The sequence below is a fragment of the Arthrobacter sp. AOP36-F1-5 genome, assembly GCF_058137995.1.
The window spans coordinates 3,330,736-3,352,269 of the sequence record NZ_CM176892.1; the positions used below are offsets into that span (position 1 = coordinate 3,330,736).

22 protein-coding genes and 1 pseudogene are annotated in these 21,534 nt (G+C 66.5%); 14 read left to right on the top strand and 9 right to left on the bottom strand.

The window, feature by feature from the left end; genetic code table 11:
* Positions 1 to 120: 120 nt before the first annotated feature.
* Complete coding sequence (locus tag AC3ZI9_RS15345; RefSeq protein WP_444554772.1) at positions 121 to 603, bottom strand: MarR family winged helix-turn-helix transcriptional regulator; 483 nt, start codon at positions 601 to 603, stop codon at positions 121 to 123.
* Positions 604 to 715: 112 nt separating this feature from the next.
* Here AC3ZI9_RS15345 and AC3ZI9_RS15350 point away from each other — a divergent pair, with 112 nt between their 5' ends.
* The 3 genes and pseudogenes from AC3ZI9_RS15350 (at position 716) to AC3ZI9_RS15360 (ending at position 2,662) form a co-directional block, all read left to right on the top strand.
* Entirely contained in the window at positions 716 to 1,504 is a 789-nt protein-coding gene (locus AC3ZI9_RS15350; protein ID WP_444554773.1) for an MFS transporter, read from the top strand.
* A gap of 4 nt (positions 1,505 to 1,508) precedes the next feature.
* Positions 1,509 to 2,201, top strand: a pseudogene (locus tag AC3ZI9_RS15355) (MFS transporter); the annotation flags it as partial.
* Between the two features lie 161 nt (positions 2,202 to 2,362).
* The gene (locus tag AC3ZI9_RS15360) at positions 2,363 to 2,662 is read left to right on the top strand and encodes a DUF4193 family protein (protein ID WP_444554774.1); all 300 of its coding nucleotides are present in this window, start codon (positions 2,363 to 2,365) and stop codon (positions 2,660 to 2,662) included.
* 61 nt (positions 2,663 to 2,723) lie between these two features.
* On the opposite strand, the gene AC3ZI9_RS15365 is transcribed toward AC3ZI9_RS15360, so the two are convergent.
* Positions 2,724 to 2,891: a hypothetical protein gene (locus AC3ZI9_RS15365; protein WP_444554775.1), complete on the bottom strand. Its 168-nt coding sequence runs from the start codon at positions 2,889 to 2,891 to the stop codon at positions 2,724 to 2,726.
* Positions 2,892 to 2,974: 83 nt separating this feature from the next.
* Entirely contained in the window at positions 2,975 to 4,123 is a 1,149-nt protein-coding gene (locus AC3ZI9_RS15370; protein WP_444554776.1) for a lipid II:glycine glycyltransferase FemX, read from the bottom strand.
* A gap of 165 nt (positions 4,124 to 4,288) precedes the next feature.
* Between AC3ZI9_RS15370 and AC3ZI9_RS15375 the strand changes: the two genes are divergently transcribed.
* The 8 genes from AC3ZI9_RS15375 to AC3ZI9_RS15410 all read left to right on the top strand — a co-directional run bounded on the left by AC3ZI9_RS15375 (position 4,289) and on the right by AC3ZI9_RS15410 (position 12,981).
* Complete coding sequence (locus tag AC3ZI9_RS15375) at positions 4,289 to 4,630, top strand: metal-sensitive transcriptional regulator (RefSeq protein ID WP_444554777.1); 342 nt, start codon at positions 4,289 to 4,291, stop codon at positions 4,628 to 4,630.
* 19 nt (positions 4,631 to 4,649) lie between these two features.
* Positions 4,650 to 4,871: a heavy-metal-associated domain-containing protein gene (locus tag AC3ZI9_RS15380; protein ID WP_444554778.1), complete on the top strand. Its 222-nt coding sequence runs from the start codon at positions 4,650 to 4,652 to the stop codon at positions 4,869 to 4,871.
* A gap of 24 nt (positions 4,872 to 4,895) precedes the next feature.
* Positions 4,896 to 7,157 carry a heavy metal translocating P-type ATPase gene (locus AC3ZI9_RS15385; protein ID WP_489923723.1) on the top strand — a complete coding sequence of 754 codons (2,262 nt, stop codon included), beginning with the start codon at positions 4,896 to 4,898 and terminating at the stop codon, positions 7,155 to 7,157.
* Between the two features lie 112 nt (positions 7,158 to 7,269).
* Positions 7,270 to 7,776: a MarR family winged helix-turn-helix transcriptional regulator gene (locus AC3ZI9_RS15390; protein ID WP_444554780.1), complete on the top strand. Its 507-nt coding sequence runs from the start codon at positions 7,270 to 7,272 to the stop codon at positions 7,774 to 7,776.
* Complete coding sequence (locus AC3ZI9_RS15395) at positions 7,773 to 9,449, top strand: MDR family MFS transporter (protein WP_444554781.1); 1,677 nt, start codon at positions 7,773 to 7,775, stop codon at positions 9,447 to 9,449. Before AC3ZI9_RS15390 ends, AC3ZI9_RS15395 begins: the two co-directional genes overlap by 4 nt.
* Before the next feature lie 25 nt (positions 9,450 to 9,474).
* Entirely contained in the window at positions 9,475 to 10,413 is a 939-nt protein-coding gene (locus tag AC3ZI9_RS15400) for an NADP-dependent oxidoreductase (RefSeq protein ID WP_444554782.1), read from the top strand.
* Positions 10,414 to 10,584: 171 nt separating this feature from the next.
* Entirely contained in the window at positions 10,585 to 12,612 is a 2,028-nt protein-coding gene (gene betT, locus AC3ZI9_RS15405) for a choline BCCT transporter BetT (protein ID WP_444554783.1), read from the top strand.
* A gap of 183 nt (positions 12,613 to 12,795) precedes the next feature.
* Positions 12,796 to 12,981 carry a hypothetical protein gene (locus AC3ZI9_RS15410; protein ID WP_444554784.1) on the top strand — a complete coding sequence of 62 codons (186 nt, stop codon included), beginning with the start codon at positions 12,796 to 12,798 and terminating at the stop codon, positions 12,979 to 12,981.
* Between the two features lie 12 nt (positions 12,982 to 12,993).
* Here the strand turns inward: AC3ZI9_RS15410 and AC3ZI9_RS15415 are convergent, their stop codons facing one another.
* From AC3ZI9_RS15415 to AC3ZI9_RS15425, 3 genes are all read right to left on the bottom strand, one after another.
* The gene (locus AC3ZI9_RS15415; RefSeq protein ID WP_444554785.1) at positions 12,994 to 13,212 is read right to left on the bottom strand and encodes a hypothetical protein; all 219 of its coding nucleotides are present in this window, start codon (positions 13,210 to 13,212) and stop codon (positions 12,994 to 12,996) included.
* A 192-nt stretch (positions 13,213 to 13,404) separates the two neighbouring features.
* Complete coding sequence (locus AC3ZI9_RS15420) at positions 13,405 to 14,241, bottom strand: phosphosulfolactate synthase (protein WP_444554786.1); 837 nt, start codon at positions 14,239 to 14,241, stop codon at positions 13,405 to 13,407.
* Positions 14,238 to 15,659, bottom strand: coding sequence for an MmgE/PrpD family protein (locus AC3ZI9_RS15425; RefSeq protein ID WP_444566091.1), 1,422 nt, complete (start codon positions 15,657 to 15,659; stop codon positions 14,238 to 14,240). The genes AC3ZI9_RS15420 and AC3ZI9_RS15425 overlap by 4 nt, the downstream gene beginning before the upstream one ends.
* A 337-nt stretch (positions 15,660 to 15,996) precedes the next feature.
* Between AC3ZI9_RS15425 and ilvA the strand changes: the two genes are divergently transcribed.
* Positions 15,997 to 17,250: a threonine ammonia-lyase gene (gene ilvA / locus AC3ZI9_RS15430; protein WP_444554788.1), complete on the top strand. Its 1,254-nt coding sequence runs from the start codon at positions 15,997 to 15,999 to the stop codon at positions 17,248 to 17,250.
* Positions 17,251 to 17,255: 5 nt separating this feature from the next.
* On the opposite strand, the gene AC3ZI9_RS15435 is transcribed toward ilvA, so the two are convergent.
* The 3 genes from AC3ZI9_RS15435 to AC3ZI9_RS15445 all read right to left on the bottom strand — a co-directional run bounded on the left by AC3ZI9_RS15435 (position 17,256) and on the right by AC3ZI9_RS15445 (position 20,463).
* Positions 17,256 to 18,017 carry an IclR family transcriptional regulator gene (locus tag AC3ZI9_RS15435; protein ID WP_444554789.1) on the bottom strand — a complete coding sequence of 254 codons (762 nt, stop codon included), beginning with the start codon at positions 18,015 to 18,017 and terminating at the stop codon, positions 17,256 to 17,258.
* 92 nt (positions 18,018 to 18,109) lie between these two features.
* On the bottom strand, positions 18,110 to 19,330 hold the full coding sequence (locus AC3ZI9_RS15440; protein WP_444566092.1) for a glycine cleavage T C-terminal barrel domain-containing protein: 1,221 nt from the start codon (positions 19,328 to 19,330) through the stop codon (positions 18,110 to 18,112).
* A 188-nt stretch (positions 19,331 to 19,518) separates the two neighbouring features.
* A complete protein-coding gene (locus AC3ZI9_RS15445; protein WP_444554791.1) occupies positions 19,519 to 20,463 on the bottom strand; it encodes an EamA family transporter in 945 nt (314 codons plus the stop codon).
* 131 nt (positions 20,464 to 20,594) lie between these two features.
* On the opposite strand from AC3ZI9_RS15445, the gene AC3ZI9_RS15450 reads away from it, so the two are divergent.
* Both AC3ZI9_RS15450 and AC3ZI9_RS15455 read left to right on the top strand, forming a co-directional pair.
* Complete coding sequence (locus AC3ZI9_RS15450) at positions 20,595 to 21,143, top strand: CGNR zinc finger domain-containing protein (protein WP_444554792.1); 549 nt, start codon at positions 20,595 to 20,597, stop codon at positions 21,141 to 21,143.
* 52 nt (positions 21,144 to 21,195) lie between these two features.
* Entirely contained in the window at positions 21,196 to 21,528 is a 333-nt protein-coding gene (locus AC3ZI9_RS15455; RefSeq protein WP_444554793.1) for a hypothetical protein, read from the top strand.
* The last annotated feature ends 6 nt before the right edge of the window (positions 21,529 to 21,534 follow it).

The window sequence follows — 21,534 nt, forward strand, 5'->3', positions numbered from 1 at the left end:
GTGCGCGGCGGTCCGCACTCGCCACGGGCACCGGGGACCAGAACCACGGATGTGGCCCATGACACACAGTCTAGGTTCACGTCCCCGACCTTGTCTAGCGGCGCGGATGCCGAGGGGACTCTACGGCGTGGAACCCCCGTCGGGGTCCTCGGGCGCCTCGGGGTACACGTCGAGAAACCGACGCAAGGTCTGCAGGAAGGTGGCGGCATCGTCGGGTCCCAGCTGCTGCAGTGCTGTTTCGTAGGCGCCCAGGCTCGTGACCAGGTCCTCCTCGAAGGCCGCCACTCCCGCGGGGGCCGAGAAGAAGACGTAGGCGTTCCCTCCTTCCGGGCGTGAACGTCCCAGCAGTCCAGCGGCATGCGCCGCGTTGACCTGACGGTTCACGGTGGATTGCTCCAGCCGGAGGCTGTCGGCAATCTCACGCAGGGTCCGATGCCGGCCGTCGGAAAACAGCCACAGGATGCGCAATTCGGAGGTGCTCAAATGCAGCTGGGCCTCCAGGGCCCGGCGTTGCAGATCAAGGCTCGCGAGATAACTGGCCAGCAGTCGGGCCCGCGATACGCCGCCCGCCTCGGGCAGTGGCCACCGGTCACCCATTCTCATCTCCGCATCGTGTCGATTAGGTACACCTCTTCCAACATGTGTATTCTACATATCTTAGCTTATGTAACTTACACACCCAGGTGGGGTCGGGCCCACGCAACGAAAGAAGTACATGGAAGAATCAACGTCCACCGTCAACACCCCCCAGGAAGAATCCTCGGGCATGGCCCGGCATCCCCTGCTGGCGGTCGTCGTGCTCGGCTTCTCAAGCCTCTGTGCGGCCCTCACACAGTCGCTGGTCATCCCGATCCAGCCGGACCTGCCCGCCTTGCTGGACACCTCCGGGAGCAACGCCGCCTGGGTCGTCACCGCCACGCTCCTGGGCGGGGCCGTCGCCATGCCGGTGGCCGGCCGCCTGGCCGACATCAAGGGCAGGAAACCCGTTCTGGTGGTCTCCGCGCTCACCTTGCTGCTCGGCTCGCTCGTGGCCGCCGTTTCCAACGCCTTCATCCTCGTGGTCATCGGCCGGGTCCTGCAGGGACTGGCCATGGGATACATCCCGGTGGCCATCAGCTTCGCCCGCGAACTCTCGGCTCCCCGGATGAGGAATGCCGCGGTGGCCGGGATCAGCGCGACCCTGGGCGTCGGGGGCGCCCTCGGCCTGCCCCTGGCCGCGTGGATCTCGCAGGAATACAACTGGCACGCCCTCTTCTGGCTGACGGCCGGACTGGGCCTCGTGGTCACCGTGCTCTCCGCCACGGCGTTGCCCCACCGGGCCATCCAGCACCCCGCCACCTTCGACGCCATCGGCGCCCTGGGTCTGGCGGCAGGCATCGTCGGCATCCTGGTCGGCGTCTCGAAGGGCAACGACTGGGGCTGGCTCTCCATCGGAACCCTCGGCGCGATCGTCGGCGGCCTGCTGGTGCTGGCGTTGTGGGGGGGTCTACGAACTCCGGCATGACGAACCGCTGGTGGATCTACGCTCCACGGCCCGCCGCCCGGTCCTGCTCACGAACATCGCCGCGGTCCTGATGGGCTTCGGCATGATGGCCCAGTCCATCGTGATCCCGCAGCTGCTCGAGATGCCCTCCTCCACCGGCTTCGGCCTGGGCCAGAGCGTCCTGGAAGCGGGCCTCTGGATGGCACCGGGCGGACTGATGATGCTGCTGTTCTCACCGATCTCGGCCGGGTTGATGACGCGGTTCGGCGGGCGCACGACGCTGGCCCTGGGGGCCTTCGTCATGGCCGCCGGCTACGGCTTCGCGTTCCTGCTCACCGACGCCCCCTGGCAGCTCATGCTCGCCTCCTGCATCGCCTGCGCCGGCATCGGCATCGGTTACGCGGCGATGCCGATGCTCGTCATGGACAACCTGCCGGCCGCCGAGGCCGGATCCGGGGTGGGCGTCAATGCCCTGATGCGCTCCATCGGCACCACCAGCGCCGCCGCGGTGATGGCCATCGTCCTGACCAGCAATTCGGTCACGCTGTCCCCGGGGACCACCCCGGTCCCCACGCAGGACGCCTTCAGCCTGTGCTTCCTGATCGGCGCGCTGGCCGCCGTGGCCGCCGGTGCCGTCACCCTGACCATTCGTCGTCGCCCCCTGTTCGAGGCGACGCCCGAGGAGTCCGAAAAGGTCCCGGAACCGGCAGGCGTCTGATCCTGCCGCCGGCAGCCTGCACCGCAGGCCGCCGGCGGCAGGACCCGGGGGGACCACCCACGTCCCCGCCGAGACCCCTGCCCATGAAACCCGGCTTGTGTCGGCCACTTCCCGTCGCCTACCATGTCGCTTTCGATCCGTTGAATGCTCAGGAGAAACACATGGCTGTTGAATACGATGAGGTCCGTCCCGACGTTGCCGAACGTGACGAGGAAACCCTCAAGCAGGTCAAGCAGATTGACGCGCCCAACAAGAAGACCGCGGTCGAGGAGCTGGACGAGGAAGAGCCCCTTGATGGCGACGAACTGCCCGGAGCCATCATCGACGAGGAGCTCGTCGTCCAGGTGCGTCCACAGGCCCAGGACGAGTTCACCTGTGGTGAGTGCTTCCTAGTTCGCTACCGGTCTCAGCTGTCCCGCGAGAAGGACGGCATGATGATCTGCAAGGAATGCGACGGCTGATCACCGCCGGAAGGAATTCCACCGTCCGCGAACGGTGGAGCCGCTGCCCGGAGCGGGTAGCTCAGGCGGTGCAGGCCTCGTTGGAGCACCCCGCATCCCTGCGGATCCAGTGCGCCTCGGCCGATCCGGTGTCCTCCCAGACGACATGTCGATGCTGGCCGCAGGAATCACAGGCCGGAGCCACGTAGGCGGCCTTCTCCGCATCGGTGTATGCACGGTAATCGCCCATTGCTGCCTCCAGGTCTCGGTCGCTATGGCGCCACCATATGCCCGAACTCCGGCGGGCGGTACCCCCTCGGCAGCGGCGGAGGCTCAGCCCCGGTCGCGCAGGCGCATATAAAGATTGAACGCCGCGGCCACTGCCTTGTTCAGCGGGTAGTCCCACTCCCCCAGCGTCTGCACCACATCACAGCCCAGGGTGGTCTTGAACTGCGTCAGGCCGGCCAGGTGGTGTTCGTTGTCCAGCGTCGCAGAGACCCCGCCGAGGTCCAGGAACGTGCATCCTTCCGCCAGCGAATCGGTGATCATGCGGTGGATCAGCGCCTTGGGGGCATAGAGTTTGCGCTCCGCGCTCGAGGAGGCCCCATAGGTGTACCAGGCACCCTGTCCGGTGCGGACTCGGATGGCCGCAGCCAGGTCCCGCCCCTCGTGGACGGCGAAGTAGACCGTGAAGGTGCCTGGCGCGTGGGCGTTCAGGGCCTTCATCATGGTGGTGAAGTAGCTCGCCGGACGCCCGGTGAAACCATCACGTTCGGCCGTTTCCTGGGACAACGCGTGGAACCGTTCGATGTCGGCGATCCCCCCGACCTGGATCTCCAGCGGACCGGCGGCCGCCTTGCGGGCCTGCCGCCGGGAGTTCTGGTTCATCTGGGCCAGCACCCCGTCGAGGTCCAGCGCCTGGCCGTCGGCTGAGATCAACGGGATCCGTCCCGAGAACTCGGGCTGTCCGGCGGTGAAGTCCTCGCTGACCTCCTGCTTGGTCCAGCCCAGTCCGCGCAACTGCTCGGCGAGCGCGGCGGCCCGGTCATCGACCTGCAGAGGTTCGAGCTCGGTCACCAATGAATATCCGCCGGCTGCGAGGGCCTTCCGGACGGCGGCCGTCCCCCAGCTCCGGGTGATCACCGGCGGGCCCATGCGGACCAGGAACACCCGGCTGGCCTTGAAATGGGCCAGCATCGGCGTGGTGATATCCGTCGGATCCAGTACGGACCAATCGGCAACGGGCCCCTCGGGCAGGTAGGCCAAGGTGTACTTCAGGACCGGGACCGGGCGGTGCAGCACCTGCACCGACGCCCGCAGGGCGCCCTGTGGATCAAACCAGCCGAGGTACTCGGCGCGCCATTCGCTCTTGACCCCGGCCCAGGCCGGGAGCTGCATGAAGCTGGTCTCTGGAAATGAAGCAAGGTGCGCGAGGTGGTCGGCTGCGGGAATCTGGCGGACCGAAAGCTGGGTGGATGTCACGCAGGTCAGCATAGCAATGCCTGGCGGCTCGTTTGCGGTCCCACTCCGCACGACGCGGCACCGCGATCCTGGACACCCCGGCGTCCATGCACCGCCGTCACCCCGGGTCCCCATACCCCTATGGGGTACTTGACCAGATACCCTAGGGGGGTATAAATTGGCGTCATGGACACCACCTTGCCGACCGCTGGCCAGCCAGCAGACGAACATCGCGAGCACGGCTACACCGCCGATAAACAGGCCCTGCTCAAGCGGCTGGGCCGCGTCGAAGGGCAGGTCCGCGGGATCGCACGGATGGTGGACGAAGAAAAGTACTGCATCGATATCCTCACCCAGATCTCGGCGATCAACGCGGCACTGCACAAGGTCAGCCTCGGCCTGGTCGAGGAGCACATCGGCCATTGCGTCGTCGGGGCCGCCCAGGATTCGCTGGAGACCGGTGACCCGGAAATCGTCAACGACAAGGTCCGCGAGGCCTCGGCCGCTATCGGCCGCCTCCTCCGCTGACCCCCGAACAGGAGCATAAGTGAGCACCACCATCAGCATCACGGGCATGACCTGCACCCACTGCGTCGCCTCCGTCACCGAGGAACTCTCGGAGATCGAGGGCATCACCGGCGTCGAGGTCGATCTCGTCGCCGGAGGAGTCTCCACCGCACGCATCGAGTCCACCGGGCCGCTCGGTGAAGCGAGCCTCCAGGAGGCCGTCACCGAGGCCGGCTACGCCCTCGTCCCCACGAACACCTAAGTCGTCCCCGCCAGGAGCATCACCATGGAACAGCACGTCGACCGCACCACCGCTGAAGCCCGGGTCCTGGACCTGGACATCCAGGGGATGAGTTGCGCCTCATGCGTCTCACGGATCGAGCGCAAGCTGGGCAAGATCGAGGGCGTGGAAGCCAGCGTGAACCTGCCGCTGGAATCAGCGCGGGTCACCGCCCCGGCCTCGGTCAGCGACGCGGACCTGCTCACAGCGGTCGAGGCCGCCGGCTACGGCGCCTCGGTCAGGCAGGATCCACACCACCACCCCGAGTCCGATGCGCAGGACCACCCGGGCGACCCCGGCGAAGGCCCCGATCACCTGAACCACGGCGGAAGCGCCGAGGACCTGCGTCCGCGGCTGATCGGCGGGGCGATCTTCACCATTCCGCTGTTCCTGATCTCCATGGTCCCCGCCCTGCAGTTCCCCCATTGGGGCTGGGTGGCCCTGGTCTTGGCGACCCCGGTGACCTGGTGGTCGGCCTGGCCGTTCCACCGGGCCGCGGCGGTCAGCGCCCGGCACTTCTCCTCCACCATGGACACCCTGGTCTCCATCGGCGTGCTGGCCGCCTATCTCTTCTCCCTGTGGCAGCTGCTCCTGGACCCGGCCATGACCGCCGAGACCGGGATGGGCATGTCCGACCACCAGCTCTACTTCGAAACGGCCGGCGTCGTGGCCACCTTCCTACTGCTGGGCCGGTGGCTCGAGGCCCGCGCCAAGACCACCGCGGGCGATGCCCTGCAGTCGTTGCTGAGCCTGGGCGCCAAGGACGCCACCGTGCTGCGCGACGGTGCCGAAGTGCGCATCCCCGCCTCGGATCTGGTTCCCGGCGATGAGATCGTCGTGCGCCCCGGGGAGAAGATCGCCACCGACGGCTACATCCTCGAGGGGGAATCGGCCATCGACACCTCGCTGATCACCGGTGAATCCGCCCCCACCGACGTCGGCCCCGAGGACACCGTCACCGGCGCCACCATCAACACCTCGGGCCGGCTGCTGGTCCGGGCCACCCGGGTCGGCGCGGAGACGACGCTGGCCCAGATGGGCCGGATGGTCTCCGATGCCCAGACCGGCAAGGCGCCGATCGCCCGGCTGGCCGACCGGATCTCGGCGGTATTCGTCCCGATCGTGCTGGCCATCGCCGTGGTCACGTTCATCCTGTGGTTCGCCCTGTCCGGGGACCTCCAGTCGGCCTTCACCGCGGCGGTATCCGTCCTGGTCATCGCCTGCCCCTGCGCCCTGGGTCTGGCCACCCCCATCGGCCTGCTCGTGGGTACCGGACGGGGTGCACAGCTGGGCATCCTCATCCGCGGGCCCCAGGTCCTGGAGGACACCCGCCGGGTCGATACCGTCCTGCTGGACAAGACGGGAACCGTCACCGAAGGCCGGCTGGCCTTGGCCGACGTGATCGCCACCGCCGACGTCGACCGGGAAACCATCCTCGCCTTCGCCGGGGCCGCCGAATCCGGGTCCGAGCATCCGATCGCCCAGGCCATCACCGCGGCCGGCCGCGCCACCGGTACCATTTCCGCCTTCACCTCCTCCCCCGGAGGCGGAGTCCGCGCCACCGTGGGTTCCTCCGTCGTGATCGTGGGTTCACCCGCGTGGTTGGAGGACAACGGGACCGCGCCCGACGCCGCCTCGCTCACCGCCCTGTCCTCGGCCCGGAAACAAGGCACGACGGCGGTGCTGGTGGCCGTGGACAGCTCCGCCATCGGAGTGATCGGGCTGCGCGACACCGTCCGCGAATCCTCCCCGGCAGCGATCAAACGCCTGCGCTCCCTCGGCTTGCGTCCGATGCTGCTGACCGGGGACAACCAGGAGGTGGCCGCCCAGGTGGCCGCCTCGGTCGGCATCGACCCGGCCGACGTCTTCGCCGGGGTCCTGCCGGCGGGCAAGGTCGACAAGGTGGCCGAAATGCAGGCCACCGGCGCCGTGGTGGCGATGGTCGGCGACGGCGTCAACGACGCCCCGGCCCTGGCCCGGGCGGACCTGGGACTGGCCATGGGCTCGGGAACCGACGTGGCCATCGAAGCGGCGGACATCACCGTGATGGGCAACGACCTGGCCCAGATCCCGCAGGCGATCGAGCTCTCCCGCAGAACGCTGGGCATCATCAGGACGAACCTGTTCTGGGCGTTCCTCTACAACACGATCGGCATCCCGGTCGCCGCCCTGGGGCTGCTCAACCCCATGATCGCCGGCGGTGCCATGGCGGCCAGCTCGGTGCTGGTGGTCCTGAACAGCCTGCGTCTGCGCGGCTTCGGGAAGTAGCCGGGGCCCTCCCTTCCAGGGCTTTGTGCCAGCATTTTCCGACGCGGCAACTTGTTTGCTTACCCTAAACAAGTAAGTTATCGTGGTCCGGTAGCAACGCAAGGAGCCAATAGTGATCAATGACCAAGAAGCCGGCAAGATCCTCTCGGAAATGGTGCAGACCAGTCGGACTTTCCGCCTGGCCGGCCAACGCAATAAGGACCAGAGCTTCACGGGGACCAGGTTCGGATTCCTGCAGCATCTGCGCCACCGTGACGCCCGTTTGGGTGAGCTGGCGTCCCAGCTTTTCGTCTCGGCACCCGTGGCCTCGCGGGCCGTGGACTGTCTGGAAGCCGACGGACTGGTCGGGCGCCGCCCCGATCCCGAGGACGCCCGGGCCCAGCTCATCTCCATCACCGACCACGGGCGAACGAAGCTCACCGACAGTGAAACGCACGCCGTACGCCGGTTCGCCGCCTCCCTGACCGACTGGTCCACGGAGGACGCCGAACAGGCCATCAACCTCCTGCAACGCCTGAACCTGCACCTGGAAGAAATCACCAGGGACCCCGAACTTCATGGACCCCACGGGGCCGACAAGCTAACCACCTCCGACACCGGAAGCGAGTTGATGGGATGACGTCCTCCACCTCCACCACCGCAGCAATCAACACCGAAGAACCACGGGAGTATTCGCATCGCGAAATCCTCCAGGTGATGACCGGTCTGCTCGCCGCACTTTTCACCGCGATGATCTCCACCACCATCGTGTCCACAGCACTGCCCACCATCATGGCCGATTTGGACGGCACCCAGCGTCAGTACACCTGGGTCATCACCGCCAGCCTGCTGGCGATGACAATCGCCACCCCGATCTGGGGCAAACTCTCGGACCTCTTCAACAAAAAGACCCTGGCGCAGATCGCGATCATCATGTTCGTGGCAGGCTCCATCGCCGCCGGACTCTCCACGACCATCACCTTGATGATGACCGCTCGCGCGGTCCAGGGCGTGGCCATGGGCGGGCTCATGGCGCTGGTGCAGTCGATCATGGCCTCCATCATTGCCCCTCGTGAACGTGGACGCTACGCCGGCTACATGGGTGCCGTCATGGCCGTGGCCACGGTGTCCGGGCCGCTGATCGGTGGGGTCATCACCGATTCCCTGAACTGGCGCTGGACCTTCTTCGTCAGCGTCCCCTTGGCCGTCGTCGCGTTGATCCTGCTTCAACTCAAGCTCCATCTGCCGACCATCAAGCGTGCCAACCTCAGCATCGACTACCTCGGCGCCATCCTGGTCTCCGTATCGGCCGCCATTCCGATGCTCTGGGTGACCTTCGCCGGGAGCGAGTATGACTGGATCTCCTGGGAGTCCGGCGTCTTCTTGGCCGCCTTCCTCATCGCCGCCGTCTTGGCGGTGATCGTCGAGTTGCGGGCCCCCGAGCCGATAATCCCCATCCGGGTGCTGCGCAACCCCACTGCTGCGTGGATGATCGTCGCCAGCGTCGGTGCCGGTGTCGGCATGTTCGGTTCCGGCGTGTTCCTGACCCAGTACTTCCAGCTCGGTGACGGGCGCACGCCCACAGCTGCTGGCCTGATGACCATTCCGATGATCCTCGGCCAGACGCTCTCAGCCATGATCGGCGGACTCATCGTCACGCGGATCGGACGGTGGAAGCCGGTGATGATGATCGGCAGCGTCATCATGCTCATCGGCCTCGTCGGTTTGGGCACCATCAACCACGACACCTCCTACCTCTACGTCGCGATCTTCATGGCCCTCATGGGTCTGGGCATCGGCACTCTGGTCCAGAACGTCGTGCTGGCCGTGCAGAACACGGTCGACGTCACCGAGGTCGGTGCGGCCTCAGCGGCCATCGCCTTCTTCCGCTCCTTGGGCGGGGCCATCGGCGTCTCCATCCTTGGCGCCGTGTTGACGAGCCGCGTCAGCACCAACATCTCCGAAGGCCTCGAAAAGCTAGGCATTCCCGCCGGCGCCATGTCAGCAGGAGGCGGGGACACCGAACTGGATATCAGCGGGTTGCCCGCACCGGTTCAGGAAGTGTTCCACAATGCCTACGCCGATGCGTTCGGCCCGATCTTCATGATCGCCGCCATGATCGCCGCCGTCTCTGTCATCGCCATCGCCATCGTGCGCGGCGCCCCGTTGCGCACCACGGTGGCCATGAACCCCTCGCCCAAGACCCCGGTGCCCGACAGGAGTCAGGACGAGGACGGAACCCTGGAGGGCGACGGCGCGACCCAGCCGGGGACATCGCCCACAACACCACCATCCTCGGGTCACCAAGACTGAGAACGAGGAGAAACAGGAGTCGAACATGCAGGACATCAACACGATGAAGGCCTTCGTCCTTCCACATCGTGATGCCCAGACCGTGGAACCGGCCCGCGTGCCGGTTCCACGGATCGGCTCCGACGAACTGCTGGTGCGTGTGCACGCCATTGGCGTCGGGATCCACGATTCCTATTTCCTGCCCGGGGACGCCCAGTACCCCTACCCCATCGGGATCGAGGCGGCCGGCGTCGTCGAGGAAGTCGGCAACGACGTCACAAGCCATGCCGTCGGCGACCGCGTGTCCTTCGTCAGCGCCATGCAGCCGGGCGGAGGCACGTGGGCCCAGTGGACCGCAGTGAAGGCGGAATCAATGATCCTGCCGATACCCCAGGGCATGAGTTTCGTTGCGGCAGCGGCTGTTCCGGTGGCCGGGAACACTGCGTTGAAGGCGCTGCACACCGTGGCCGATGTCCCGTCAGGTGGGTCACTCTTTATCGCCGGCGGATCCGGGGCCATCGGCACGTTCGCCATCCAACTGGCCCGTCAGCGGGGCTTGCGGGTCGCCGCCTCGGCATCGGCTGCCAACCACGGCTACCTTCAGTCGATCGGGGTTGAAAAGGCCGTCGACTACCACGACTCCCGATGGCGCGAAGAGGTGCTGGCCTGGATGCCCGGAGGGGTTTCGGCCGTGATGGCAGTCCAACCCGGCACGACGGCGGACAGTCTGCCAGTGCTCAGGGACGGCGGGACCCTGGTCTCGATTTCCGGTGACCCGCTGGTATCCGAGCGCGGGGCCCACCTGACCGGGCTCCCCTACCAGCTCGACGTCCGGACGGAGCTCGGTGAACTCATGACCCGGATCGCCTCCGGACGGGTCCACCTCGAACTCGAGCGGGTGTACCCGTTCGACGAGGCCCTGGAGGCCCTGGCAAAGGTGCAGACCCGTCGGGCTCGAGGAAAGGTCGTCCTGGAGCTGGTCTAGCCTCCGGCGGCCCCGGCAGGCATGGGCGTGTTTTGGACCGCTCGTATGCCGTTTTGTGGATATGTGACAAAGCCCCGTGTTAACGTGTCCTAAGCGTCGGCCCGGGCTATCTCCGGGCCATGGGGCGCGTGATCCATCGAATAACCCGACTTGAGGAGCGCCAAAAACGCGATGAGCGATCTACATCCGGCACCTGCAGACCAGGCCGACAGCGAATCCGGTGGTGAGCCGCCCAAGGGTTCGGCGCCGGTCAGGTGGCCGGTTTTCATCGCCTCGCTCGTCGGGGTCCTTGCCGTCGCGATCTGGACCCTGTCCGCGCCGGATCAAGCCGAGGCAGTCATCGGTGAACTGGTCGCCTTCGTCTCCACCAGTTTCGGCTGGTTCTACATCCTGCTGGCCACCGTCATCCTGGTCTTCGTGATCTACCTGGGGATGTCCCGGTTCGGGCACATCAGACTGGGACCCGACGATTCCCGCCCCGAGTATTCGACGTTCGCCTGGGCCGCGATGCTCTTCGCCGCAGGCATCGGCACCGACGTGATGTTCTTCTCCGTCTCCGAGCCGGTCTCGCAGTACCTGAACCCGCCGGTCGGCCAGGGCGAAACCATTGATGCCGCGCGGGAAGGAACCTTCTGGACCCTGTTCCACTACGGAATCACCGGTTGGGGCATGTACGCGTTGATGGGCATGGCCCTGGGGTACTTCGCCTACCGGTTGAATCTGCCGCTCGCCGTCCGTTCGGCCCTCTTCCCGCTCTTCGGGCGACGCATCAACGGCGTGCTCGGTCACGCCGTGGACACCGCCACCGTCCTCGGGACGATCTTCGGCGTCGCGACCAGCCTGGGCATCGGCGTGGTGCTGCTCAATGCCGGACTCAACATCATCTTCGGCATCGCCATCGGAACGGCGGCGCAAGTCGGACTGGTGGTCCTGGCCGTGATCATGGCAGCCATCTCGGCGACCACAGGTGTCGACAAGGGCATTCGCTTCCTTTCCCAACTCAACGTGATCCTGGCCATCGCGCTGGCCGGCTGGGTCCTGGTCACCGGAAACACCCGTTTCCTGCTTGATGCGATCGTGATGAACGTCGGAGACTTCATCAGCATGTTCCCGGGCATGACGTTGCAGACCTTCGCCTTCAACGACGTCGACGAATGGATGTCGCTGTGGACGTTGTTCTTCTGGGCCTGGTGGGTCGCCTGGGCTTCCTTCGTCGGCATGTTCCTGGCCCGCATTTCGCGCGGTCGGACGATCCGCCAGTTCGTCCTCGGCACCATGGTCATTCCCTTCAGCTACATCGTGATGTGGGTATCGATCTTCGGAAACGCCGCCCTGTCCCGCGTTCGTGGCGGGGATACGGAGTTCGCCGACACGGCAGCATCGGGCAGCGGCCTGGGCTTCTTCAACCTCCTGCAGCAGTACCCGCTCTCCGGGGTGGTCATTGCCGTCGCAGTCCTGGTCGGCCTGCTGTTCTATGTCACCTCCGCCGACTCCGGCGCCCTGGTCATGGGCAACCTGTCGTCGCGCCTGCGGAGCGTCCAGGAGGATTGTGCCCCCTGGTTGCGCATCACCTGGGCCGGGACCACCGGCCTGTTGACGATGGGCATGCTTCTGGTCGGCGGGATCACCGCGCTGCAATACGCCACGATCATCATGGGCCTGCCGTTCTCGATCGTCTTGATCCTGGTGATGATCAGTCTGTGGAAGGCGTTGCGGGTGGAGGGCCGCAGGGCCGATACGACCACCGGCACCCGGGCCCATATCCTGGCGGCACGGTTCGAAGGCCGCGAAACCTGGAAGACGCGACTGTCCAGGGTCACCAACTTCGTGAGCCCCGATGATGCTCGACGAGATCTCCGGGACCTGGTGCTCCCTGCCTTGCAGGAGGTCTCCAAAGAGCTCAACGAGCGCGGCGTGCCCGCCCGGGTATCGGTGGAAGAGGGCGAGAGGCCGGCAGTACAGCTGACCACCAACGCCTCGTCGGACCCGTTTGTCTACCGGGTGCAATTCGAGCTCGTTCCGGTGCCGGCCTACGGCGGCCGGATGGTCGGGAGCAGGGACCAATACGCCCGGCTGGAGGTCCACCTGTCCGCCGGCGGGCAGGACTACGACGTGATGGGCTTCTCCAACACCCAGCTGATCCACGACTGCCTCGACCACTACGAGGAACATGTGGAATTCCTGAGGACCGCGGACTAGACACCACGGGGCAGGCGCCCTCGCAGCCGCTGCTCAGCGGAGTCCGTTCCCTGCCGAACGGGCTCCGCTGCCCTTTTTAATTGCTGCCCCGCGGAGCATGAACACCCCGGCCAGGGCAATCGTCACGCAGTAGGAGACCGCCGGCGGCTCCTGCGGCCGCAGGGAAGGAGGGGAGTCAACGCGGTGGCGACCGCCCGGGTCGATGCCGACTCATCCGCATGGGTGCGGGTCCTCTACGACGGCCTGTCCCTCGAGGACGCAGGGGTGCAGCTCGACGGTCGGCTCGAGGACGCCCGGACACTGATCGACCAATTCACCACCGCTGGCACAGCGAAGGCCGGGTCGCGAACTCCTCGCGGCCCGGCCTGAGACATCACGGCTCTAGCGCCAGGCGTTGCCCGACTTCTCCTCGTAGCCCGCGAAGGCCTTCTCCAAACCGGCCAGGACTTCGGCGGATGTTTCGAAGAGGGCCTTGAAGCGCGGTTCGTCGACCTTGTCGACGTCCTCGCGTAGATGCTCGGCCAGCTCCGTCAGCCGGGAACGAACCTGCATGGTGTGCCGGCGCGGATCGCTTTCGGGCAGGGACTTCGGGTCGGTCATGGCGTACCTCCATTTCATGGCTCCGGTCGGGAGGCCGGGGCCGAACGAACCATCGTCATCGATGGCCTACCCCCATGATCCCACCGCTCCGGCTCCCCGGACAGGGAACGTCTCGGAGATCACCCGGGGCAAAAAAGCACCGCCGGCGCATGGCCTGGCCATGCGCCGACGGTGTTGATTTCCTTCCGGGGCCTAGGGGGCCGGGTTGATGACACGCCCCCAGGTGGACTTGTTGCCCCAGATGTTCTGCCGCAGGCCCTCCAGCTGGAGGATCTGCGAGTGGTCCACGAACAGGTTCACTTCGTTCCCGTAGTTCTTGATGTACCACTCGAAGACCGGTCCGTCGGCAGCCTCGAACATCACGTTTTCCAGCCCCACCGAGTTGATGATGGATGCGGCGGCACCGGTGTTCCATTCATCGACGTTCTCGGTGATGCCCTCGGATTCGATCATGATGATCTCGGCCCCGGCCTCCAGGCACCGGGTGGCACGGTCCGTCAGGTCGCCGATGTCCTTCATCGACTCCGCCGCCAGTTCCGCCTCCCCGGAGTCCCCTCCGGAACCGACCTGGATGCCCAGCTCCGGTTTGGCCTTCAAACCCGCCTGGGTGACCTTTTCGACCAGACGTAGCAGCCCGGTGGTGTTGAGCATGATGAAGCCGGTGGAGATTTCGATGGTGTCGAACCCCACGTCCTTGGCCTCCTTCAGATACTGGTCCACGGCGTCGTTCCCGTAGCGCAGCACGGTCTCGATCCACCCCCCGGAGGAGACGTAGGATCCGTGGTCGTGGGCGATGTCGCTGAATTTCCTGACCTGTTCGGGTGGCACCAGGGCGAAGGAGCCGCCCGCCCATTTGATGCCGTCCACCCAGGGGCCCGCCACGTCGAAGACGTCCTGCAGATGGCGGGTGCCGAAGGTGGAGTAGTAGGGGGCGCGGATCTCGGTCAGTCCCGTGGTGCGCGGCTTCGCCGGACGGTACGCCCGGGGAACGAAGTTGAATGAAACGTCTTGGGCAATCTGGTTGGTCATGCTGTCTCCTGAGAAAACTCGCGCCGATTCGGGCTCGAGGGTGTACTGGACCGCCGGGTGCCGACCTGGGCCAGCAAGACGGTCAGATCCGTGACCTGGTGTTCGTCGATGGTGTGCACCGTCTCGGCGATGCTGTCGCGCAGCTCGTGGCTGGCGAAGGGTGCGGCGAGGGCATCGAACTTCTCTCGTGCCCCCTCCCAATCCAATGGGTCGTCGTGGAAGCCCTGGTAGGAATCCCGGGCCGAATGCAAGCGGGTTCCATCGGCCAGGATGACTTCCAGGTCCGCCGGCATGTGCTGCGGGAAACGCCGGGAGAATTCCGGGTCCTCGCTGATCTCCACCCGGCCCATCAGATCCTGGACGTCCCGGGCGACGATGCGCTCGGGGGTGTACTGCCCGGGGGTAACCTCACCATCCAACAGGGCGACGGCGAGCATCCACGGCAGGGAATGGTCGGCTTCCTCCTTGGTGGTGATGTTGCGCTTATCGCCTTCCTCCCCACCCCCGATGATGTTCCAGGCGACATCGAAGGTCCGGAGACGGACCGAACCCACCTTGGCGGCGTCGAAGCCTTCCTGGCTGCGGATGTCCAGGGCGGCCTCCAGCGCGGACTGCGAATGGATTTCGGCATTGTGCTTCTTGATGATCGTGCGCAGCACGCTTTCCAGGTCCTCGACCGACCAGTCGATGCTGAAATCGCCGGCGATGGTTTCCTTGAAGCCCTTATTGCCTTCGAAGACCTGGGCCGGGCCGGTGATCCCGCGTGAAGCCAGCAGTGCCGACCAGGTCCCTTCCTTCGCGACGTGCGGGTAGGCCAGACCCTTCCAATGGCTGAGGTCCCCGGTCCGGGTCACCCGCAGGGCGTTGTTGGCGGTGCCGGCCATTGCGATGGCGTTGGCCGTCTGCTCCGCCGTAAGGCCCATCGCCTTGGCGGCGGATGCGGCGGCCGCGTAGGCCCCTTGGGTCGTGTGGTCGAAGCCCTTGTCCCGGACCGGGGCGACATCCGAGAGGCGGGTGTGGACCTGGTAGGCGACCGCCAGGGCGTCCAGGAAGGTCTTGCCGCTGGCCCCGGCCATTTCCGCCGCGGCGAGCGCCGCGCCCAGGTTGTCGGAAGGGTGGTTGGTCTCCTTGGGGGCCAGATACGAATCCATGAAGTCCAAATAGCGTGAAAGTGCCGAGTTGAAGAAGGCCACCCGTTCGGCAGTGGACTTCCCGCCTCCGATCATGGTGGCCTGCTCGGTGCCTCCCAGATCCTCCAACAGGCCCCGGATCGAGGAGATGGGTTCGGCGTCGAGGGCCCCGATCGCGACCCCGAGCGTATCCAGGACATGGATCTTCAGCTGCTCGCGCGCCGCGGCCGACATCCTGGCCGAGTCTGCTTGATGGACGAAGGCTGCTAGTTCCTGTACCTCAGTCATGTGCACTCCCCACTGTTGAAACGGAACCCTAATTATTTATTAGGTTTACCTTACTTAGTTTAGTCACGTCTTTATGCCCTATCAAGGGTGGGGGTGTGTGATGTTGAACGACCCACCGGGGACGCCGGCTGGCCGTCGGCGGGCCGGGGCTCTCGCGCACCCCAAATATTTGATTTATGGTGAAGGGGATTACTCCCGAACGAGGTGGGTGGATCCACGTCGGCCAGGGCGCGGGTGCCGAAGATCCGAGCATCCGACCTCCTGGTCCCCCGCTCCTGCGGACGAGTCGACCCCTGGCCTTCGGGAGTTCCGTTCTTCGAGGTGGAGGAGTTTCATCATGTGCGCATCGGGTCCGGTCAACGACGGCGTCTCGCCGATCGCCCTGTCCGACATCAAACAGGCCAGGGAACTGCTCAGCGGGGTGACAGCCTGCACGCCGATCGAAACCAGCTCCTCGGTCAGCGACCTCGCCGGGGTGCCGGTGTTCCTCAAATGCGAGAATCTGCAGCGGACCGGCTCCTTCAAACTGCGCGGGGCCTTCACCCGGCTCTCGGCGCTCGGCCAGGACGAACGCCGACGCGGGGTCATTGCCGCCAGCGCGGGCAACCATGCCCAGGGGGTGGCCCTGGCCGCCCGCGAGTTGGGGATTGATTGCCTGGTCTACATGCCCGTGGGGGCGGCCCTGCCCAAGGTGACGGCCACCCGCGCCTACGGTGCCGAGGTGCGCCTGGCCGGTGGCGACCTCGCCGAATCCATCGAGTTCGCCCAGGCGGAGGCCGCCACCAGTGGACGCGTCTTCATCCCCCCGTTCGACCACGTCGATATCGTGACCGGCCAGGCCACCCTGGGCCTCGAGGTGTTGGAGCAGGTCCCCGACGTCGGGACGATCATCGTCCCCACCGGGGGCGGGGGCCTGTTGGCCGGGGTCGCCACTGCCGTGCACCTCTCGGGATCCCGGGCCCGGGTCATCGGGGTGCAGGCCGAAGGGGCCGCCGCCTTCCCTGCGTCACTGCTTGAAGGAGCCCCGGTCCGCCTGGACAAGATGTCCACCATTGCCGACGGGATCGCGGTGCCTTCGCCCAGCGAACTCACCCTGGGCATCGTGCGCGATCATGTCGCCGAGATCCGTACGGTGACGGAGGAGCAGATCGGCGAGGCGATGCTGCTGCTGAGCGAGCGGGCCAAACTGGTCGTCGAGCCCTCGGGGGCGGCGGGCGTCGCCGCCGTGCTCGAAGGGGGCGGGGATCTGGAGGGGCCCGTCGTCGTCGTGCTCTCCGGCGGGAACGTCGACACGCTGGTGCTGAACCGGGTGCTGCAGCATGGCCTCGTGGCGGCGGGACGCTTCATGCAGATGATCGTCCGCGTCCCGGACCGGCCGGGGTCGCTGGTCGAACTGCTGACCGTGCTGGCGCGTACCGAATGCAATGTGGTGAACGTCGAACACGACCGCACCACCAGCGGGCTCGCGGCCACCGAGGTGCAGATCGGGGTGAAGGTCGAGACCAAGGGCCAGGACCATAAGGTGGAGATCGTTGCCGAACTCAAACGGCTCGGCTACGAGGTCTCCTACCCGGCCTTCGAAACCGCCTGAGGCCCCTAGACGGAGGCCCGGCGGCCGGCTTCCTGGACGAGGGCGATCGTCATCTCCAGCGCGTCCCCTCCCAACCGGTAGGAGGGGCCGGCGACACCGATCTGGGCTACCATGAGCCCGTCCGCCCCGAAGACCGGTGCCGCCACGGAGGTCAATCCCGCCTCGAACTCCTCCAGCGAGAGTGCATAGCCGCGCTGCGCCGTCGTTCTGATTTCCTCGGCCAGCACCGCACGGTCGGTGATCGTGGAGTCGGTAAAGCGTTTCAACGACCGGCGCAGCAGCCGCTCACGATCCGAGGCGGACTGGAAGCCCAGCGAGACCTTCCCCGGTGACGTGCAGTGCAGCGGGGTGCGGCGCCCCAGCCAGCTGCGCCCCACCACCGAGGACGCGGGAAGGATCTGGTCGATGGTCACCGATTCCCCCGCCTCCGTGACGTTCAACGTGACCGTTTCCAGGCATTCCGCGGCCAGCCAGATGCACGCCTGGTGCACCTGCGGGCTGAAGCTGGCGGTCGTCGGGACGGTTTGGGCCAGTCGGACCAGGCCGTGGCCCAGCTGGTACTCGGTGCTGTCGGAGCGCTGCTCGACCAGACCGTGCCCGGCCAGCGTGTTCAGGATCCTGAAGGCCGTGGACTTGTGCACCTCGAGTTCCTGGCCGACGGCGCTGACGGTGCTGGCCCCTTCGGTGGCAAGGAACTCCAGGATCAGGGCGGCCCGATCGACGGACTGGATGCTTCCCCTGGCGATGCGTTCACTCGGTGCCGTCATGGCGCTCACGCTACCAGCAGGGCTTGCCGCGATGGTGCCGGCGGCTTCTGCTGGTCCACGGCTCCTCCTGACGGTTCCGGGTCGGTGGCCCATCAGGCCTTCGGCGTCTCCTTGGTCGGGTCGATGAAGGGTTTGCGCACCACGGTCCCTTGCCGGGCGCCTTCGGGGGTGTGCACCACCATGGTGGTCCCCTCGGCGCTCAGGCCGATCGGGACCATGGCCAGTCCGATGTTCGCCTCCAGCCGCGGGGAGAAGCAGGCGCTGGTGACCCGGCCGAGTTCGTCGCCCCCGGCCTCGGACACCGGGAAGTGTTCGATCATGGAACCGTCGTTGTAGCTGCCCATGGGTGGACCGTCGATCCGCAGGCCGACCATCAGCCGCTTGGCGCCCGCCGCACGAATCCCGCGCAGGGCCTCCTTGCCCACGAAATCCGCCTGCTGGTCCAGGTTGATCATCCAGTTGTAGTCGTAGCCGACCTCCAACGGGTTGGTGTCCAGGGTGATGTCGCATCCATAGGCGAGCATGCCGGCCTCGATGCGGCGGATGTGGCAGGGGCCGATGACGCGTAGGTCGTGGGCCTGTCCGGCATCCCAGACCAGATCCCAGAGCTTGCCGCCGTCGCGGCTGGCGTTCTCCAGATAGATCTCATATCCGGTTTCCCCGGTGTAGCCGGTGCGGGAGACCACGACCGAGAGGTCTCCGAGCATCCTACGGGTCAGATAGTAGTATCCGAGGTCCAGGATGTCCTCGCCGAAGAGGTCGGCCATCAGGGCCTTGGCCTTGGGGCCCTGGATCTGGATCGGGGCCACGTCGACTTCCTTCACCGACACGTTCCATCCGCCGGCATGGGCCAGACCCATCGCCCAGAGGTGGACGTCGCTATCGGCCAGCGAGAGCCAGAACCTGTCCTCCTCGACCCGGAGCAGTATCGGATCGTTGATGATCCCGCCGTCGGCCGCGGTGATGAAGACGTATTTGCACTGCCCGACGGCGCATTGATGCAGATCGCGCGGGATCAGGTAGTTCGTGAAGGCGAACGCGTCGGGACCACTGATTTCCAGCTGTCGTTCGACCCCGACGTCCCAGAGCGTGACATCGGTCAGCAGCGACCAGTATTCGGAGACCGGATCCCCGTAGTGGCGGGGGTGGTACGTGTGGTTGTAGACGCTGTAGGCGGCCACCCCGTGTTCACGGGATTTCCAGAAGTACGGCGACTTGCGCAGCCGGGTATACAGGGTCACCGCGGGATGCGGATTGACGAGGGACCCCGTGGTGGATGAATGGAAGGCACCGGTATCAATGGTCTCGGACATGATCACTCCCTGATCTGGCCCCCCGGCGCCGACCTGCTGTCGATTGTTGCGCATGGTGCGCGACACTGCGCCATGTGCAACCAGTGTGAACCCGGATCGGGGCTGGGTCAAGGGTCCTTGGCCGCACCGGGCCGCGGCTCCGCCCGGCCGCGGGGAACAGTTTCCGGCGTGGGCCACAAAGGGCCCAGTCAGGGGGTTTTGAGCTCGTCGGCGCGTACCAGCAGGACCCCGGCCACAATGGCGGCGCCTCCCAGCAGTTGGACCGGTGCCGGCAGCTGCCCCAACAGCAGCCAGGCCCACAGCACGGCGAAGAGGACCTCGGTCAGCGAGATGAACGAGGCGACCTTCGAGCCCAGCGCCCGGGCGGCCATGATCCCCGAGACATAGGCCAGTACCGTGGACAGCAGGACCAGCCCGGCCAGTGCGACCCACCAGCTGGTTTCGAAACCGGCGAACCCGACCCGGCCGAAGGTCGCCGTGAACGGCAGCAGACCGCTCACCCCGAAGACCAGCATCAGCAGGGCCCCCACCAGCAGCCCCCCGGTGGCCAGCACCAGCGGCGGCAGCGACTCATTGGCCTTGGCCGTAACGAAGAAGTACACCGCCAGCCCGACCGCGGCGCCGAGCCCCCAGAGCACCCCGATGAAGTCGATCGTCTGCGCTCCGGCCAGATCCAGCACCAGCATCAGCCCACCCAGGGACAGCAGCGTCCCGATGATGGTCAGCGGTTTGGGCATGCGCCGGCTGTTGGCCCAGAGGACCAGGACGATGAGCACCGGCGCCATGAACTCCAGCAGCAGGGCCACCCCCACGCTCAGGCGGCCGACGGCCTGGAAGAAGGCGAATTGGCAGACGCCGACCCCGAAGACCCCGAAGAGCAGGATGGGCTTCCAGTTCGCGGGCACCGAACGCCACCGCCCGCGCAGGGTCAGCACGGCCGGGACCAGCAGGACCAGGAAGGCACCGAACATCCGGGCGGCCACGGCCGCCCCGCTGCTCCACCCCGCCTCGAGCAGCGAGCTGGCAAAGGAGCCGGAGATCCCGAAGACCGCCGAGGAGAACAGCGCGATCCACACCCCCGGGACCCCCGGGCGGGACACGGCGCCGGACCGGGTCCTGACCTGCTCGGTCATGCTGCTCCTCGGGGGTCGTTGCGGATGGGTTCGAAGCCCGGCCTCCGGGCTTCAGCGGCATCAGGAGTAAAACTCCGTATACTAGTGACATACTATACGCCGCCGGGTTCATGCGAGGTAAAAGGAGTCATATGAAGTTTGCCCCTGACACGGAAACGTCGTTGCAGACGGTCGTGAACCTCCTCAATACGGCGCTGCCCGAGATCGATGGGCTGCGCACCGGCGCCGACCTGGACGAGTTCGTGGCCCGGGAGGAATACACTGGTGCCAGGGCCCACGACGAGGCCGAGCTACGCAGCGTCAGGCATTTGCGCGGGACCCTGCGCGCCCTGTGGATCGCCGAGGAGGACGAGGCGGTGGTCATCGTGAACAACATCCTGCGCAATGCCCGCGCCTTGCCGCAGCTGGTCAAGCACGACCACTGGGACTACCATCTGCATGCCACCAGTCCGGCGGCGCCCCTGGCCGAACGGATGGCCGTCGAGGCGGCCATGGCCATCGTGGATGTGTTGCGCTCGGGGGAGAAGCAGCGTCTGCGCATCTGTGCCGGGACGGGCTGCGAGGCAGCGGTCCTGGACCTCTCGCGGAACCGGTCGAAGCGGTACTGCCAGACGGGGAACTGCGCCAATCGCGAGCATGTGCGCGCCTACCGGCAGCGCCGGGCGGCCCTGCGGCCCTAGACTGGTGGCAAGCGGCCTCGTCGCAGGCACCGGCGTCGGAAAGGAAGAGATTGTGAACACCTCTGAACAACCCCAGGAACACCATGCCTCGGAGAACTACGAGGTGGATCTCGAGCATGCCTCGGACGGCACGTTCAAGGCGGCCGGACGGTGGTTCGTCGGGCTGGCGGATGCGGTCCTGGGCGGCGACGGCTCCGATGTCATGGGGGCCACCGCCGTAGTGCGCCGCCTCGACAACGATGCCGAGATCCTGCGGGTGACCGGGAACAACATCGACGAGGCCGAAGGTCTGGCGGCGTTGCTGCGCAAGGACCTGGCGGAGATGACGCGCGAACAGTTCCTGGAGGAATGGAACGGCAAGGACGGCGTGGAGACCACCGACTGAGCCCGG

Coding starts and splice junctions, on each gene's coding strand:
- AC3ZI9_RS15345 (WP_444554772.1), bottom strand. CDS start 603: ATGAGAATGGGTGACCGGTGGCCACTGCCCGAGGCGGGCGGCGTATCG.
- AC3ZI9_RS15350 (WP_444554773.1), top strand. CDS start 716: ATGGAAGAATCAACGTCCACCGTCAACACCCCCCAGGAAGAATCCTCG.
- AC3ZI9_RS15360 (WP_444554774.1), top strand. CDS start 2,363: ATGGCTGTTGAATACGATGAGGTCCGTCCCGACGTTGCCGAACGTGAC.
- AC3ZI9_RS15365 (WP_444554775.1), bottom strand. CDS start 2,891: ATGGGCGATTACCGTGCATACACCGATGCGGAGAAGGCCGCCTACGTG.
- AC3ZI9_RS15375 (WP_444554777.1), top strand. CDS start 4,289: ATGGACACCACCTTGCCGACCGCTGGCCAGCCAGCAGACGAACATCGC.
- AC3ZI9_RS15385 (WP_489923723.1), top strand. CDS start 4,896: ATGGAACAGCACGTCGACCGCACCACCGCTGAAGCCCGGGTCCTGGAC.
- AC3ZI9_RS15395 (WP_444554781.1), top strand. CDS start 7,773: ATGACGTCCTCCACCTCCACCACCGCAGCAATCAACACCGAAGAACCA.
- AC3ZI9_RS15400 (WP_444554782.1), top strand. CDS start 9,475: ATGCAGGACATCAACACGATGAAGGCCTTCGTCCTTCCACATCGTGAT.
- betT (WP_444554783.1), top strand. CDS start 10,585: ATGAGCGATCTACATCCGGCACCTGCAGACCAGGCCGACAGCGAATCC.
- AC3ZI9_RS15415 (WP_444554785.1), bottom strand. CDS start 13,212: ATGACCGACCCGAAGTCCCTGCCCGAAAGCGATCCGCGCCGGCACACC.
- AC3ZI9_RS15420 (WP_444554786.1), bottom strand. CDS start 14,241: ATGACCAACCAGATTGCCCAAGACGTTTCATTCAACTTCGTTCCCCGG.
- AC3ZI9_RS15425 (WP_444566091.1), bottom strand. CDS start 15,659: ATGACTGAGGTACAGGAACTAGCAGCCTTCGTCCATCAAGCAGACTCG.
- ilvA (WP_444554788.1), top strand. CDS start 15,997: ATGTGCGCATCGGGTCCGGTCAACGACGGCGTCTCGCCGATCGCCCTG.
- AC3ZI9_RS15435 (WP_444554789.1), bottom strand. CDS start 18,017: ATGACGGCACCGAGTGAACGCATCGCCAGGGGAAGCATCCAGTCCGTC.
- AC3ZI9_RS15440 (WP_444566092.1), bottom strand. CDS start 19,330: ATGTCCGAGACCATTGATACCGGTGCCTTCCATTCATCCACCACGGGG.
- AC3ZI9_RS15445 (WP_444554791.1), bottom strand. CDS start 20,463: ATGACCGAGCAGGTCAGGACCCGGTCCGGCGCCGTGTCCCGCCCGGGG.
- AC3ZI9_RS15450 (WP_444554792.1), top strand. CDS start 20,595: ATGAAGTTTGCCCCTGACACGGAAACGTCGTTGCAGACGGTCGTGAAC.